Source organism: Blastopirellula marina (assembly GCF_002967765.1).
GTDB lineage: Bacteria > Planctomycetota > Planctomycetia > Pirellulales > Pirellulaceae > Bremerella > Bremerella marina_A.
Genome location: NZ_PUHY01000010.1, coordinates 909368 through 927472 on the forward strand (window position 1 = coordinate 909368; position 18105 = coordinate 927472).

At 52.8% G+C, this 18105-nt stretch carries 6 protein-coding genes and 1 tRNA gene; 2 read left to right on the forward strand and 5 right to left on the reverse strand.

The genetic code is table 11. The annotated features are described in order from the left end of the window. Nucleotides 1–192 precede the first annotated feature (192 nt). A complete protein-coding gene (locus C5Y83_RS14850; protein ID WP_105330507.1) occupies nucleotides 193–789 on the forward strand; it encodes a hypothetical protein in 597 nt (198 codons plus the stop codon). Nucleotides 790–955: 166 nt separating this feature from the next. Here C5Y83_RS14850 and C5Y83_RS14855 read toward each other — a convergent pair whose 3' ends face one another. After that, nucleotides 956–9568: an Ig-like domain-containing protein gene (locus C5Y83_RS14855; RefSeq protein ID WP_105330508.1), complete on the reverse strand. Its 8613-nt coding sequence runs from the start codon at nucleotides 9566–9568 to the stop codon at nucleotides 956–958. Between the two features lie 585 nt (nucleotides 9569–10153). Between C5Y83_RS14855 and C5Y83_RS14860 the strand changes: the two genes are divergently transcribed. After that, nucleotides 10154–11569: a sulfatase-like hydrolase/transferase gene (locus C5Y83_RS14860; RefSeq protein WP_105330509.1), complete on the forward strand. Its 1416-nt coding sequence runs from the start codon at nucleotides 10154–10156 to the stop codon at nucleotides 11567–11569. Here the strand turns inward: C5Y83_RS14860 and C5Y83_RS14865 are convergent. The 4 genes from C5Y83_RS14865 to C5Y83_RS29440 form a co-directional block, all read right to left on the reverse strand. Continuing rightward, the gene (locus tag C5Y83_RS14865) at nucleotides 11559–13661 is read right to left on the reverse strand and encodes a membrane dipeptidase (protein ID WP_158262368.1); all 2103 of its coding nucleotides are present in this window, start codon (nucleotides 13659–13661) and stop codon (nucleotides 11559–11561) included. The genes C5Y83_RS14860 and C5Y83_RS14865 overlap by 11 nt on opposite strands. 164 nt (nucleotides 13662–13825) lie before the next feature. Then, on the reverse strand, nucleotides 13826–15763 hold the full coding sequence (locus tag C5Y83_RS14870) for a hypothetical protein (RefSeq protein ID WP_199195043.1): 1938 nt from the start codon (nucleotides 15761–15763) through the stop codon (nucleotides 13826–13828). Nucleotides 15764–15950: 187 nt separating this feature from the next. Next, a complete protein-coding gene (locus C5Y83_RS14875) occupies nucleotides 15951–17606 on the reverse strand; it encodes a TROVE domain-containing protein (RefSeq protein WP_105330511.1) in 1656 nt (551 codons plus the stop codon). 375 nt (nucleotides 17607–17981) lie between these two features. Further along, nucleotides 17982–18057 (reverse strand) — tRNA-Gln (locus C5Y83_RS29440). Nucleotides 18058–18105: the final 48 nt, after the last annotated feature.

Consider the following 18105-nt stretch of genomic DNA (forward strand, 5'->3'; position numbering starts at 1 on the left):
AATCTAACGCAAAATGAACGTATTGGATCCTTAAGGTAGCGTTAACGCCCCCTTTCCATGTAGCGGGACAACCTTTTTCCCTAATGGAAACATGGTCCGGTTAGGTCTGTTGCGGGTTATCGCGTAATTTATTCTCGGGCCCTAAAATACGTGATGCGAAACTTCAGAACTCCTTTAACTAGCTTGATAACGATGCGGTACGTCATTCTTGTCGAACGGAAACGCGAAGCCCCGGCCATGTATACAGCAGAGGTCGATCGAGACGATGCTGCCTATCTACGCAAGGCCATCGATACGCTGCGTCCTCTCTCGGCGGAAGATTACATGCGCGGGCCGGCGGCTATCCTGCACATGCTTGCTCGGTACAGCTATGTACTGGACGGCAACGACGTTTATTGGTGTGTTGAATGGACGCCTGGCATGATCATGATCAAGTTCTCGCGCAGTGGCCAAATGCAATGGACCGCACTCCGATCGCCGGTACCAGATTTCGGCGGCCGGAATCCGACCAAAGAGGACTCTGCCGCTTATGACAAGGATGCCCCGAACCACCAAGTGAATCTCATCTTTGATCCATGGATCGCCCAGTCCGACGCCGAAGACCGCGAAGCCAAAGGTTTCCGACGCGCTGACGCCAAAACCGAAGCCACCTTCGAGGCGGCGCTCGCGAAGGTCAACGAAATCGGCGAACAAATCGAACTCCAGCATGGAAACGATCTGGAGGCTTGGGTTTATCGTGGTGAAGAAGAGGTCGAAAAAATGGTCGGAGAAGGAACTCGCATCGACTAACGCGCGCCGCGATACTCAAGCGTTGGGCGCCAATTCCGCAACGAACGCAATTTGGGTTCAGTGAGCGTCTACTCGTCTCGAACTCGTTTCCGATCGAACGGATCTGCCCTGCGTGCTACACCCAGCAGAGCTATCCGTTTACCAATCGGCAAACTCTCCGTTACGCTCAATTATCTGATCGTTTGAGGGGAAAAGTGTCGTCGATCTCAGTGAGTGCTTCGTCCCAGAAGTCCTCGCTTGCATCGTCATCCTGGCTAAACGCGACATCGATTAGATCAATATCGGCGACCACGGAATCGACGAGACGTGGATCGAGAGATTCATCTGTGATCGTCTTGGTCGAATCTACCTCCAGATCGGTCAATGATTCTAGCGTTTGATCAAGTTGATTCTCATGCGATGTGATCGTCTGACCAAGGGCGGGCAGGAAGTTCGGATATGTTCTCGAATCCTCCACGCTCGAGCTATCACTCACCTCCAGAAAGCTGATCGTGCTTTGCTGGAACGATGCGGTCGTTTGAAGGGGTGAAGTTTGGGAAACGATCAACGATTCGCCTTCCAACAGGCCACCGCCGTTATCCTGAATCACTGGTGTATCCGATAGTCCCGGCATGCGAATATTCGCTGAAGATGGCTTGGCAATGCCGAAATGTCGTAGCAAAAGCGAGAGATCATCGAACGACACGCGGCCGTTTCGGTTGTAGTCGAATCGGTAAACTTCAGGATTGGAGGCCTTCGCCTTTTTCCCGATGTGAGAAAGAAACTCGGCAAGATCGCTCAGCCCGATTCGTCCATCTTCGTCATGATCATAAATAACGGGTGCCATCTGCCCGATCACGTCGGAATCGACGGTAAAATGATCGCCCCCAACGACAGCGGCATCTTCGACAAAGAATCCAAGATCCGTTTCCAGTTCGGCGTAATGGCCTGATGTATCCGCAGATAACCCCTCAGGATTAGATCGATTTGGATTGAACGATAACGTTCCAAGTAGCACGCGATCCCCCGGTTGATATTCTGAAAGATCAACATCCACGAGCGTGAAGGTCGTGACCCGAACACCACCGCCAGAAGCATGCTCGACCGTTGCGGATGAACCTTCATACTCGGAGATCGTGGGGGCCTCGAACAAAGAGGTCGACGAGGTAAGCTGAACGTTTAGATCGACCGGAACGTCGGGCAATTCATCTTGAATGGTCAACCATACATGACCAGCTACGACCTGCCACTCGTGGAATACGGGAATTTCATCGTTCGTCGGACCGTTATCACCGGATGGTCCGTTGCCGTTACTCCCTGGGAGTTTCGATCCATTACCGCGTCCCCGACTTGGGTGATCTCGATCAAGCGTGACTGAAACGGTACTTCCATTGGTTCCGCCAGCTTCTGAAACACGAATTGTAACGGTCGCCGTATCCGCCGCCCCGTTGCCATCACTTACGGTATACGTGAAGAGATCACTTCCGACAAACGTGGCATTAGGGGTGTAAGTGATCGTTCCATCTGGATTTGCCTGGGCAACGCCATTCGCGGGATTGCCCAAAATACTGACGCTGAGCGCATCTTCATCCACGTCACTATCATTAGCCAAGACTGGTATGACGACGGGCACGCGTTGCTCGGTGCTGACGGTGTCGTCGTTTGCAATGGGATCATCATTCACCGAATTGATCGTCACAAAGACGGTAGCTGTAGCGTTCTTACCATCGCCATCGCTGATCGAATAGGTGAACGAGTCTGAGCCATGAAAATCAGCATTGGGAGTGTAGGTGAGAGTACCATCGATATTGGTACTCACGAGACCGTTGGCGGGGGCTCCAACTTGCGTGACCTGCAGACTGTTGCTGTCGATATCCGAATCGTTCGCAAGCACATCAATGACCACGGCCGTATCTTCCGTAGTGCTTATTGCGTCGTCTTTTGCAACTGGTTCGTCGTTAACAGAAGTGACCGTAATGGTTACTGTCGCCGTTCCGACGCCACCCACAAGTGAGTACTCGAAGCTGTCTATACCGAAGTAATTGGCGGCTGGTGTATAAGTAATCGTCCCGTCACCATTGAGCACAACACTTCCATTCGCTGGACTAGTTAGCGAATCGACGACTAATGGATCCGAATCGAAATCAGTGTCGTTATCGAGCACGGCAATCACCACGGACGAATCTTCCGCGGTTGTGGCCAAGTCGTCTTCAGCAATCGGAGCATCGTTTACCGGCGTGACCGTAACATTGACAGTCGCCGTATCGAAGCCGCCGTTACCGTCCGCGATGGTGTACTCGAAACTGTCCACACCGTTGAAATTCGCATTCGGTGTGTAAGCGATCGAACCGTTGGTCTCGATCGTGGCAGTTCCATTAGCAGGATTCGTCACTGCGATCACAGTCAATACGTCGCCCTCGACATCGCCATCGTTGTTCAGAACATCGATAGCCGCAAACGTATCTTCCGCCAGGACAACGACATCGTCCACGGCGATCGGAGCATCATTCAACGGAAGAACGGTCACATTCACCGTGGCTGTGTCTGTCCCGCCGTGTCCGTCAATGATTGTGTAGGTGAATGCGTCGGTCCCATTGAAGTTAGGATTGGGCGTGTAGGAAACGGTGCCGTCACCATTCAAGACGGCGACTCCATTGCTTGGCGACGAAACCGAACTCACTGAGAGCAGGTCGGAGTCAATATCGCTGTCGTTACTAAGCACATCGATGACAACCAGCGAATCTTCGTTGGTTACCACGACATCGCCCAAGGCAACGGGCTCATCGTTCGCGGGGCTTACGCCAACTGTTACCGTGGCCATATCCGTTCCGCCGTTCCCATCTGCGATCGAATAGGTGAAGCTATCGGAGCCATGGAAATTGAGATTCGGCGTGTAGGTAATCGTGCTATCCACGTTGATCAAGACGGAACCGGAAGCAGGACTAGATACGCTTGTGATGGTGAGCGAATCGCCATCCACATCGTTATCATTACTCAACACATCAATCACAATTGGCGTGTCTTCTGCCGTAGATGTTTCATCGTCGACGGCAACCGGTTCATCGTTCACCTGCGTGACAGTAATTGATACGGTTGCGGTATCCGTGCCACCGTTTCCATCGCTGATCGTGTAGGTGAAACTATCCGTTCCGTTGTAGTTTGCCGATGGCGAATACGTGACGGTGTTATCCGCGTGGACAACGACATTGCCATGGAGTGGGTTCGTAGTCGAAACAATTCCCAAAGAATCGCCATCGACTTCGCTATCGTTACTCAACAGAGCAATCACAACGGGAACGTCTTCCGCCGTAGATACTTCATCGTCGACGGCAACCGGTTTATCGTTCACAGGAACAACCGTGATCGACACGGTGGCTGTGTCGGTGCCACCATTTCCGTCGCTGATCGAGTAAGTAAAGCTATCTGCTCCGTGGTAGTCGGCGGAAGGTGAATAAGTAATGGTATTATCCGCATTGATGACCACGCTGCCATGAAGTGGATTGGAAGCGGAAACGAGTAACAAGGTATCGCCATCAATGTCGCTGTCATTTGCCAGGACGTCGATAACAATGGGTGTATCCTCATCAGTGCTGGCAACATCGTCCACTGCGACCGGACGATCGCTGGCGTTGTTAATACGAAGATCGACCGTTGCCGTCGCACTACCACCGGCACCGTCGATAATGGTGTAGCGGAAGCTATCGACTCCATTGAAGTTGGGATCGGGCGTATACGTGATGGTATTGTCTGGATTGATCACGACGGTTCCGCTACTTGCGTTACCGACAGATTCCACGGACAGTGGGTCACCATCGACATCGAAATCATTAGCGAGCACCGAGATGACGACCGCAGCATCTTCGACGGTGGTTGACACATCGTTGGTGGCGACCGGATTGTCATTGACGGGACTGACGGTAACCGACACAGTGGCCGTGTCCGCGCCTCCAAGACCATCGCTTATTGTGTAAGTGAAACTATCTACACCATTGAAATTGGGATCTGGCGTATAAGTAACCGTCCCGTCAACGTTGAGTACAGCACTTCCATGTGACGGTGCAGCAACCCCAGTCACCGAAAGCGAATCTCCTTCTACGTCCGTATCGTTGATGAGCACGTCGAAAATGACAGCGACATCTTCGTTTGTTAAGAAGCTGTCACTGTTCGCATCAGGTGCGTCATTGACGGAGTCAACCGTAATCGCGACCGTGCCCGTATCAGTTCCTCCCTGTCCATCGTTAATTGTGTACAGAAAGCTGTCGGTACCAAAAAAGTTCGCATTCGGTGTATAGGTGATCGTGCCGTCGTTATTGACCACCACCGTACCGTGATTCGGATTGGTAACGGAAGAGATCGTCAGCGGGTCGCCATCGATATCGCTATCATTGCTGAGCAAATCGAATACGGCAGGAACATCTTCGTCGGTCGTCCCGGTGTCTGCATTTGCAACAGGCTTATCGTTCACCGAATTCACGGTAATGGTGACCGTTGCGGTATCGACACCTCCGTTTCCATCGCTCACATCATAGGTGAAACTATCAGCACCGTGGTAGTTTGCATCTGGCGTGTAAGTAATCGTTCCGTTTCCGTTCAACACGACAACGCCATGCGCCGGACTACTCATACCTGAGACCGCCAATGGATCGCCGTCGACGTCTGAGTCATTGGCAAGCACGTCAATCACCACGGCAGTATCTTCATCGGTCGTTTGGGCATCGTCGATCGCGATTGGCGAATCGTTTACCGAATTGACGGTTACCGAGACTGACGCCGAACTGACTCCCCCTTTTCCGTCATCAACGGCGTAAGTAAACGTATCGACTCCATTAAAGTTGGAGTTGGGAGTGTAGACGATCTCCTGATTCGGATTAACAAAGACACTGCCATGCAGTGGCGTAGTGGTCCGCACAATGGTTAGCGAATCTCCTTCGATATCGGTGTCGTTCGCCAATACGTTGATAAGCACAGAATTATCTTCGTCGGTCGTCGCACCGTCGTCCGACGCGGTTGGATAATCGTTGACAGGCGTAACCGTTAACACAACAGTCGCCGTATCCGATCCACCATTCCCGTCACTGATTGAGTAGGTGAAGCTATCCTGACCGTTGAAGTTCGACTCCGGGGTGTAGGTGAACGTGCCGTCTGAGGCAAAGTCGACCGTACCGTGAGATGCCTGCGTTAGCAGAGATGCCGTCAGCGGATCGCCATCCGCGTCTTGGTCGTTCAAGAGAACGCCGCCTGCTGAAGATACCGTCCCCATTCTCGTGCGGAACAGCAAGTCGTAATCGTTGTTGCCTGGCGTTTGACGCAGTTGCCCATCCACCCAGAGTGAACCAGCCGTGTAATTGTCGCCGTTGACGAGGTCGGAGTTTGTAGCCAATAGAAAGACATCTGCCGGGGCAAGCGAGAATGCCCCGATGGTGAATACCTCCCCCGCTTGTAGATAGATGTTGGCGGCAGCGACATCAATCGTCAGCCAGCCGTCGATGTCGCTGGCCTGCAACGTGTGTTGCATGCGGAAGTCAGGCGTGTCGGTTTGAAGTGCCGAACCGACATTGACGTAGAAGTCGAGCGTATTCCCGACATCGCTAAATTGACCGATATAAACATCGACCGACTTAAGATACCCCGATTGACCGGCCACGATTTGTTGTTGTAGATCAAGCGATGCGGCATTGAACTGGTGACGCCCTGTGTCCCGGTCGTTCACTTGATCGAGGGTTCCTGTTCCAGAGGACACTGATACGACCAATGGTACATCTTCGCTAGTCGCATAGGCATCGTCTTGGGCAACCGGCGGCGTATTGACGGCTTCCACCACAACAGAAACGGTGGCGATATCGCTCCCTCCCTTTCCATCATTGATTGTGTAAGAGAAGCTATCGTTTCCAGAAAAGCCCGTTGCCGGCGAGTAGGTCACCGATCCGTCACGATTAACCGAAACCGTTCCATTGGAAGGCTGCGTTGTTTGCGATACTTGCAGTGGGTCGCCGTTTGCATCGGTATCGTTATCGAGCACATTAATAACAACCGCATTGTTAACCGTTGTTGTTGCCCGATCGTCGACCGCTATCGGCGGATCATTTACTTCGCTGACGGTAATCTCAACGGTGGCAACGTTAGAATCGAGTCGACCGTCGTTCGTCTTGTACGTGAAGGAATCGGTCCCGATAAAGCCTGCATCTGGGAAATAAGATAACGTTCCGTCAGGGTTCAGAGTTAGCGTGCCGTGCGAGGGTCCATCAACCAGCATCGCCGTAAACAGGTCGCCATCGATATCGCTGTCGTTGGCAAGCACACCAGCCCCAGTGCCAATCGCCGTGTTGTAGAGGATAGTGCCGGTTAATGGTGGCATAATGATGCCATCCTCGATTCCTTGCTGAGTGAACCGAGCGGCGAAACTGGTAATCGGATTGCTGGTGGATGTGGCCTGACCATAATCGACATCGTAGATCGTGAACTCGCCAGCTAGCAGGTTGTTTCCACGGCCGTCACCTGATACGTCAAGTCCTGGTTCGGAGGAACTCTGGAATGGCCAACGGGTTGCGTCGGTGTAATACCCAGGGGTCAGAAGAGCATCCATTGCTGCAGCGAAATCAAGATTCCAAAACGTATCGCCTTGAAGTGAGATCGAAACGCCTGAATCGAAATTCCTCGTCCCAGAAAAACTCGTATTACTATCATCGTAGTACCACGACTTCCCGGCTCCGACAAAGTCACCCGGGGCACTATCCATCGATAACTGAAACACCGGAAGGGCACTGATCGACAACGATTCGCCGACGTTAATCGCAAACTGATCGCCAACGGCGATCGGTGCATCGTTAACGGGTGTCACTTCTATTGTTACGCTTGCTTCGGTGAAGTTCCCCTGAATGTCAGTAGCACGAAATACGAACGTATCGGTTCCGTTGAAATTTGGATCAGGTGTGTAGTTAAACTTGCCTGGGACATTCGAGTCAAAGACAAGCGATCCGTTTGCAGGTCCGGACACTTGGCTAAATGCGACCGTTTCTCCTTCGACTTCGAGGTAGCCAATTTCGGCGGTCACGGCCTGATCTTCATCGGTGGTGACAACGAGCGTATTGTCAACATAGGGGGGATCATTAACAGGAGCGATGGTAAAAGAAATCGTTCCCGTGTCGGAGTTTCCTTGACCGTCCGAAACTTCGTAGATGAAACTATCAGATCCGAAATAATTCAACGTGGGAGCATAAAAGAAAGTGCCATTCGTGCGCGTAACTGCATTACCGTGAAGCGGAGCCTGGACTACGCGATAGGTCAACGTAGCTCCATCTGGCGCAGTAACGGGAAGTGTTCCGTTGTAGAAAGCATCTTCATCGATCGTCAACGAAAGATCGTTCGCGACGACACCATCCGTGACGGAGACTTCTAGTTCGAAGGCGCCGATATCAGACTCGGCTCCCTGAGGTCTAAAAATACCCCGCTGATCGATCGACGTCGAACGGTTGATATTCCCAGTGTCAATCGCAGGACTGCCGGCTAACAGTGCATGGGTAAACGTTAGCCCGCCGTTATCGGCAAGCACGCCCAAGTTGGGGTCGATCGGAGTGGTACTACTACCGACCAGGTCACCAACGGCATTGAAACCGGTGCTGCCGCTGGAATCACCGACGAGATTGAAGCCCAAACTGCTAACCGTTCCGACAACATCTGTACCAGAATTGGATCCGAAGTTCCCCGCAATGATTGAATTGGTGATTGAGGGGGCGTTGCTTGAAGAAACGCGAATGCCAGCACCGTCGTTGTACACAATGGTGCTTGAAGTAATATCAAAGCTGTTGGCAGTTAAGTAGCTGTTAATTCCCCCGCCAAAAATTGCTCGATTTCCAGAGAGCGTCGAGTTCGTCAGCGCAAGACTTGCATACGATCCTCCTTGTAAATTAATCGCCCCGCCCTGCCCGCTTCCGCCGTTCTGGGAGACCGCCGTGTTGTTGTCTAAGGTCGAAGCTTCAATCGTCAGGGGCACGAAATTCTCAATTGCCCCGCCGGATACTGAACGGTTCTGCGTCAACGTGGAATTGAAGATATCAAGTCGTACCCGGTCAGGCGAGTTGGAAACCGTTCCGGCCGCATAAATCGCTCCTCCCGAATTACTCGCGTAGTTGTTCTCGAAACGACTATCGCGGATTTCGAGCGCACCGCTCGTTGAAATCGCTCCACCGACGCCATAACTGGAAGTTCCGGAAGTTGCTGGTGCCTGGTTATCAACGAAAATGGCATCGGTGATGAGCACATCGTTGTAGAAATCGATCCGCATCGCTCCGCCACGAGTTAGGGGAAAGGTGGTCCCTAACGTCCGACCACCCCGGAACGTGATCCCGTGAAACTCGACATCTCGGTCGAGTTCGAATTGTCCACGATGAATCTCGAAGATTCGCTCACCGATACCAGAATCTCCTCCAGCATCAATGACGGTTAAACCAGAACCGGCACCATTGATTGTAATATCGTCCGTGATATCAAGATCGCCTCGCTGGGCCGTATCATCAGCAGCTCCCGAACGAGTTAACCGGTAAGTTCCAGCCGGGAGCGTGATCGTATCGTTGCCGATCGTGGCGTTCGCTTCCATGATTGCGGCACGCAGACTCGTGTTTCCACTTGCGTCTTCCGCGATCCCATCGCCAGGATTCACGTCGATCGTATCGAGCGTTGTGTTAACGATGAAGTTTGCCGCCAACATGGCTCGTTGTTCGAGCGTGTCGAAGCGAAGCGTTCGAGCTTTATGCTGGCGACGTGCGTACCGGTTGCGGCGAGAGACTCGTTTGGGTTGGCGCATGGGGCTATCAATCGTGCATTAGACGAGGAGCGAAGCATGTGGGGGAGAGCCTGAATTCGACGCAGTGTTCATGGAAACAGATACCCACTGAGACGGAATTCACACTAAGCTGCGGTAAGTTAAAACTAGCGCAACCCATAAGTCAAGGAAAATCATAAAAGTACATAACTGCATAATCTGTTAGCTAGGACAACAAAAGAACTCGCGACTCCAACCTCCTTACCTCTTTACGAATTATTCACTTCTTCTACGCCGTACGTTGACGTGTCTGACGTGTTGACCCGCTTCTGGAGTCGTTTTGAATTGCGAAAGTGAAGTCCGATACCTACCGCCTCGACCATCCCTGCTTGAGTTGCTTGAAATGGACGGTCACGTCATCGCTGAAGCCGATTGAACGGTCGGAATTGACGCAGCTTTATTGAAGGATCAAAATGCAATTCGAGCGAATAGACGCTCGCGCGGTCAATCGATCATCGATGCGGCCTTATTCCCACCGATAGCGACTCTTCGATCGCGGTAGGCAACGCGGTCCCAAGTGAAGTCGCAACCTATGGCGATTCCGTCGCCAATACTCGAAAGATAACCATGCTTCTTGTGCGTTCGCAGCCGCAATCTGGCATCCGCAACTGGCTACCATGCGTTTTGCGAAGTCGATTTGCAAGGTATGCCGCGTTCGGATTGCTTTCCTTGCTGTGGCAATTCGTATTGGTCGACCTCGTAACGGCAGCATCGCCTGACAAGCCAAATATCGTCGTTATTATGGCGGATGACATCGGTTACGAGTGCCTCGGTTGTTACGGCTCCAAGGCGTATCCCACTCCTAACATCGATCGGCTGGCGGCGGAGGGGATGCGATTTGAGAATGCTCACGCTCAGCCGATCTGTACACCCTCGCGAGTGCAGATCATGACGGGTATCTATAACAATCGCAACTACATCCAATTCGGGTTGCTGGATCCCAACGCGACGACCTTTGCTAACATCTTGCGAGACGCTGGTTACGAGACGTGCATCGCCGGAAAGTGGCAACTCAAAGGTGGGTATGAAGGACCAGACAAGTTTGGCTTCAATCATTATTGCCTCTGGCAGCTCACACGGCGGCCAAGCCGCTACCCGAACCCAGGCTTAGAAATCGACGGTAAGGAAGTTGACTTCAAGAATGGTGAATTCGGCCCAGACGTCGTAAGCGACTACATTTGCAACTTCATGGAAGAGCATCAGGAAAAACCGTTCTTGGTTTACTATCCGATGATCGCCCCGCACTGGCCCTTCTTGCCGACACCGGATCACCCCGATTGGGATCCGACGATGTGGCGTGACAAGACGACCGAACCTGGTGGGTTTAAGGGACCGAAATATTGGGACGCGATGGTTCGGTACACCGACAAGATGGTCGGTAAAGTCATCAACAAGCTTGACGAGCTTAAGCTTCGCGAAAACACGTTGGTTCTATGGACAGGTGATAACGGAACTTATACCAGTATTGTCACCCCTTTTCATGGCCGTGACTATCGAGGTGGCAAGGGTAGCCCACAAGATAATGGTACCCATGTTGGTTTTCTCGCGAGCTGGCTTGGCAAAATTGAAAAAGGCAAGGTCGTGGAAGACTTGGTCGACTTCAGCGATGTACTGCCAACCGTGCTGGAAGTTGCCGGCGTCGAAGTTCCAGAAAAGCTCAACATCGATGGCGTAAGCTTGGCCCCCGTTTTTTCTGGGAAGCAGCGAGAAAAGCCGTACATCTATTGTTGGTACGAACGCAACGGAATGCGTGGTAAGGCATCCCAGCATGTACGGGATGCCCAGTACAAGCTGTACGCAGATGGAAGATTGTTCGACGTCTTGGCCGATCCCGACGAAAAGAAAGCTTTGGCCAAGAGTACCATCCCAGCGAAAGATGCCGAGCGGATCGAACGCCTACGCGACGGACTTAAGAAGCACGTCGCAGTCACTGAAGCGTCCGATCCGATTCAAAAGAAGCGTCGGCAAGACTTTAAGGAGTAGCGGTCGTTTGTTTCATCTCTGCAGCGACCTCTTCCACCTTCCGCATGACACGCATCAAGTTTTCGCCGAGGATACCGCGAATTTGCTCTTCGGTGTAACCACGATCGAGTAAGCCTTGCGTGATGTAGGGGTAACGGCTGACGTCCTCAAGGCCTTCGGGCAGAGCGTCGACTCCATCGAAGTCGGCGCCCAAACCAACATGTTCCCAACCGGCGACCTTCACCAGGTGATCGATATGATCGAGAACGTCTTCAATCGTGCCTAGCTGCATCGGATTCTCACGATCCCATTTTGCCATTCGTACATTGGCTTCGGCTAAACCGACTTCGTCGATCAACTTTTGTTTCAGAGCGAAGCGAGTCGAGTATCGCTGGGCAGATTCTGGAACAACGAACGCCGAGTAAAAGTTCACCATCACCAAGCCTTCAGTGTCGTGTACCCGCTTCAAGACGTCGTCTGGAACATTACGTGGTGAATCGGCGACGGCTCTAGCGGATGAATGCGAGAAGATGATCGGAGCCTTGCTGACATCCATCGCAGCATGCATGGTCTTTGCCGATACATGTGAGATGTCGACCATCATTCCAAGTCGATTCATTCGTTGAATAACTTCGACACCAAACGGACTCAAGCCGCCGGTTTGCTCCTCATCAGTGCTCGAATCCGCCCAGCTCAAGTTCTTGCTATGCGTCAATGTCATATAGCGAGCACCTTGATCGTAAAGGTGATTCAGGTTACTTAGCGATTCTTGAATGCAATGGCCACCTTCCACACCGATCAGCGAAGCCAGCTTACCACTCTTCGTGATGCGTTCGATATCATCCACGGTCATCGCCAGTTCGAATTGATCGGGATAAAGCTCAACCATCTTCTTTACAAGAGCAATTTGTTCCAGCGTGGTCAAAAACGCCGTTCCATCATCGTCGAGAGTTGCCGGAACGTAGACCGACCAAAACTGAGCGCCGACGTTGCCAGCCTTCAAACGAGGAATATCGGTGTGCAGTTTCGGCTGTGGCTTGCGAATGTCAATCTTCTCGAAACTGCTGTCCCCCTTCTCACGAACCTCCCACATCAAGTCGTTATGACCATCGATCACCAAGGACGATTCGTGAATTCGTTTCGCTTCCGGGCTGAGTGTCATTTTGTTATCCGTCTTCGCCGAATTGGGTGGAGTTTGCGTCCAAGTCCAACGCCACAAATTGCGGGAATCGGAATAACGAGCGTCGGTGCCGCTGGAACCAAGGACAATTAAGATCCGGCGATCCCCTTCCCGCTCGCAGCAGGAAGCGAGACAAGCGCCCGCTTTACTAGTAGTACCTGTCTTGATTCCCAGATAGTTCTGGTACTTCAGCAAACGATTTGTATTATCCCACTCGACTTCGCGCTTCGATCCGTCTGGTTTGGTCACGTGTGTTTTGTAGTTTGCCGTACCCACAACTTTGGACAAGATCGGGCTCTTCATGATCTCGCAGGCCAGCTTGGCTTGGTCGGCAGCAGTTGTCAGGTGCTCGTCGTGATCCAGACCGTGCGAATTGCGATAGCCGGTCTTGTCCATTCCCAACGACTTTGCTCGCTGGTTCATTGCTTCGATGAAACGATCGTATCCCTTCGCGTCGCTTTCTTCTCCCACTCGATCGCCGAAGTGCTCGGCAAATGCAACCGATGCATCATTGCCCGATGGCAAGAGCAAACCATACAAAAGATCTCCCACCGAAACTTTCTCGCCAGCGTTGACATCGCTGGTGGAACCAACCGTCTTGTCGGCGTTTTCAGAGAAGGTAATGGTCTCGTTAATTGCGTCTGGGTCTTTCTCCAAGACATCGTTCACCAAGATGGCGGTCATCATCTTGGTAACACTAGCCGGATGAAGTCGCTCCGTATCCTTCCATCCGTCCAGCCGCTTTCCACTCTTCGCATCAACCACAATCCAAGCGTCGCAGGTCACGACTGGTGGTCCATCGAGGGGATCGATCTTTTTGGCCAAGGCATCGGGTGCATCGGCGATGGCTAGAGATAGGTGCGTGGCAAAGAAGACGCCAAAGAGAAACAACGCCGACAGAATCGTGCTGTGGCGGAAGTAGTTCGAAAGCATCGGTGCGATCCTCGTCATGGGAATTGCAAGCAAGAGATATGGTGTTCAACCTATTCTCTGCTCACCGTCCCAGCAATGAGGAACTGCGCAAATAGATATCTTTTTTGCGCAGTTCCCCACGGCTTCATAGTTCGCCGCGGGGAACGCACAAATTAACGGCAAAACTACGCCAAGACGACTTCAATACTTTCTTCGGCCTGGGCGATCGCCAACTGCGAGAAGCTCGACTCTCCAGCCTTAAATCTGCCGACATGAACTGTATAGGTTCCTTCCGCAAACACTGGCGGACGGAACGAAGTGCCACCAACGCGTTGGGTGTAAAGCACCTCGCCGGTTTCCTCTCGCACGACCTGAACAACCGGGTTGTCCGTTTCGTCGAACTTCAACTCCGGCAGAAAACCGACCGGCTTGCGACCATCGTAATCGGCCACGGCCACCTTGATCGGCCAACCAGGGAACTGCTCGCCATCTCCCTTCTTCGCATCCGAGAAACGTGGCCAGCATTCAATAGTGACCTCTTGCGTCTTCTTGTTGAATCGCACGATCCCGTAACCGTCGGCTCGCTGCTTTTCGTCGCGGATGTTTGGCGGGTTGGCGTACGCCATCATCGAGATCTTGTTACCCAGGCCATCCTTGAAGTCGCCCGTCCATGGAAGTGGGCTATCAGGCACCGGATGTGGACCTGGCTTTTCATCAAGCGGATGCCACCAACGTCCGTAGATCGTATTGACCAACGCCGGGCTGGTGAATCCGTAAGGGCCGTCACCGAAGTCATCGATACCGTGCTTCACAACCACGGCCAAGTGCTGGTCGCCACAAAGATGGATCGCTTTCGCTCGGCGGATCTCTTCCAGAGCTTTCTTACGTCCCGTTTGCGGCCAGCCGTTGCAATCGAGGTCGGCCAACAAACGCCCCGTTTCGGAACCGTGCATATGAACGGCACCACAAAAAGCGGTTTGCGAGAGAACGCACTTCATCTGCACGTCGCTCCAATCTTGTCCCCAATCCTTCAGGAACTTCAACTGTCGCTCGCCGAGCAGAACCAAACCAGGCAAATCGATCGACTTCGGATCGTAGCTAGGATCGTTGATATGATCCGGACGCGGACCCATTTGAGGAATCTTGCCTGCCGGGCCGCTCTTGAACTTACGGTCTTCGAGAATCGCGAAGTCGACGCCACCGACCTTCATGCTGGTGAAGTAAACGGTAATGCCACGTTCGATGGTTGCCGGATCAGGGGAATCAGGGAGGTGCCACGACTGTTGTCGCTGAACCATGTTGACGTATTCGGCAGGAAACATGAAGCCGCCATCCGCGTTGCCAGGCAGCGTCGAGAGCTTGCCATTCTCGCCCCAGAGGTTAGGCTGGCCGACGTCATGATCGTCAGGCGTACAGATCGCAGGACGATCACGAATGACATCGCGAAATTGAAGTCCAAATTCAATCCAACCTGCAGTATGTTCTGTGTGGCGGTAGGTTTGATCGCCGGCGAAGAACAATAGATCTGGATCTTGCAGCAGCAGGTTTTCCAGAATCTCAGGTCGAGCACCGACCGTCCTGCTTGAGTTACAAGACATGTTGGCCACGACGATCGTTTCTTTGTCGATCGGATCTTTGCGGATCGAACCTTCAAACATCGCCTTCTTACCGTGACGGACGCGATAAGGCACCGTTTTCGATCCGTCCCAATCTTCAACACGGAAGTGAGCACTCCAGCCAGGGAATAGGACCTCTTCCTTTGCGATCTCGACCCACTCGTCATCTTGTTTGATTTCGAGACGGGCGATGCGTGCTTCATCTGGCTTTAGTGGATAAAGCTGGGCGGTCATCTTCATTACACCGTTATTCTGGGTGTAAACCGCGAAGGCGACTACTTCGTCACGTGGGACGAGCATTGGCGGAGGTGGCGTCTTACCGTTCGCCTTCTTGTCCCACCAATTGCCAACGGCCAGCGAGTCCAAACGCTTGTGGTCTTCGCCAAACGGCATCGCGGGATCGATGTCCGCAGGGATAGCGGAATCTTGAGCCGAAACCAACGCCGCGGGGCCACCCCAGGCGAAGATCGAAGAGAGTTTCAGCCAGATACGTCGAGAGAGCTTCATGATTTTTGCTTACGAATAGAAACAAACTAGGCAGGTTAGTTGATCTTTATATTTTGGCGCAAACCACGGCCCAAACAACCAGTTTTCCCCGTTTCCTGCGTAAATCCGAGCGAAGATTCAGCTACGCGCAGCAAAAAACGCCCAAGCCGCACTGGGCCGGGGCGTTTTATTGGTTCACTTGCCAGAGTTACAAGGAAACCTGTTCAATTTGCGAAACAAATCGGTTGGCATCTCCCTCCAGGAACGCCGCCACGACTTGGAAAACCGAGTCGCTGAAGCCACCCACATTCAGGATGTCGATCCGCTCCGGTGCTTGAGCCGTTCCATACGGTTGAAGGTCAATACAAATCAACTTGGGCGAAGGAATCTCCACCCCTCGTAGCTTCAATTGATTCTTCACGAACTGTTGCCAGGTTTCCATCACCCCAGTCGCACCGTGATACCCGTATCCGTACGGCTGACCGTTGTTGATCCAGCTTTGATTATCGCTAAGCAAAACCACACCGGCGAAAGGCCGATTCCGCATTCGCTCGTTGGCCGCACGTAGTGGAACACTGCATTCCGTTGCACCACCACCGTAGCGAGCCAAGCGATCGGACAAGCTTAGAATCGAATCACTCGGATCGATTTTCGCATCGTACGCAATCGTATCGAACGGGATCACCACGCTATCCGGATTACGACGCAGGATCGCTGCCGCGAACAACGCCGCCACATCGATACAACGCATCGCCGTTGTTCCGCCACGTCCGCGATATCCGGTTACCGGAGAATGCATCGAGCCTGAAACGTCCAAGCCGATCACAACCGGTCCAGCTAGTTGTGGCACGTTTCCACATGCGTGCTCAGCCGCTTGATGCAGTGCCGACTTGATTGCTTGTGGCAACTGGTCGTCGGCATGCTTGTAAGCGGCCAGGTACTGGTAAGGGAATTGCTTGGAACGCAAGATCTCACGCTTGTCCGACAAACGCTTCGCAATCAACGATACCATCGCCTCGTCCCGCTTACCGGACTCGAACGAAAGTGCTCCCTGACGCAGCAGCGTATTCAGGTTCATCCGCAACGCCTGTGGTCCCATCTGCTTGGCGATTGCCTTCCAGGCGTTCGCATCCTTTGCCTTATCGGCCAGCAAGTCCCAACGAACGGGCAGTTCGTTCACGATACGTGCCTGCACACTTCCCTTCTCCGCTTCACGATACGTGATCAATTGCCGAACGACCTCTGGCAAATCACTGAACGTTGCCGGTTGCCACTGAGTAACGTGCTTATCGGTCAGCCAACCGAACAATGCACGCCGCTCGTTATTGACTGGCTTAGGCCGCGCCATCCGCAAGATGTCGCGCAGCGAAGGATCGTTTCCAATCGAAGCTGACAACATTGCGCGTGGCGAAGCGTTGTTCAGCCAACGCTGAAACGCCCGCTTCAAGCTGGAAGACAACCCGTTGCGACCGAAGCGACCACTCCGCACCATCTGAAACACCGTCCGCAGCATGCGGCCGTTATCAACAACACGATCGAACACCTGGTGGGTCAGATCGGTATCGCGAACCGACAACATCACCAGCAGCGCAGCAGGCATATCCTTCATCAAACCGCGTTCACGCGAATAAATGGCCAGCTTCGCTAGGAACTTGTCGTCCTTCACTTCGTCAGCCAGCTTTAGCACATGATCCAACTGGTCTTCCCCTGAAGCATAGAACGTTCCCGCCAAACAGCCGGTCGTTGCCAACTGAGCCAATGCATGCTTAGGTGCAAGAGCGTAGGCTGGTCCGCCTGCTTCATTGCGAGCGATCGCTTGAGACTGCTTTGACTTCACGCTTCCAAATAGAAACTTGTTCGCCATGGAATCTTTCTCCTGGCATCGGGGAATGAAAATAGAAAAAGGCACACTCGACGAAATGGTGGCGAGAGCTTCGGCCCGCATGTTGAAGCGTTGAGTTCTTCTGAGATCAACGCCCGTAAGGCGGGCCGACAAGACTCGAACTTGTTAAAACCATGGACTCCCAACCGGCAGTCGAGGGTGTGATGGTGAATAAGGAGACCGACGAAGGTTTGACCAGAGGCTTACGTCGCTCTACCAATTGAGCTACACCCCTGAAATGAAAAAGCAGGGGTGGCAGGACTCGAACCTGCAACCTACGGTTCCAAAAACATGGACTCCAATCGGCAGTCGGTCATCGTTTGGGCCGGCGTGCTTACCGAAAGCAAGCCAGCGAGGCTGCGGGAGTTGGAATTGAACCAACGACCCTTCGGTTCAAAGCCGAAGATCGCATACCATCAGCGAAAATCCCGCATGATTTGCGAGGAGTGCCTTTTTCTTAAGAGCTGCCCTAGGCAACGAA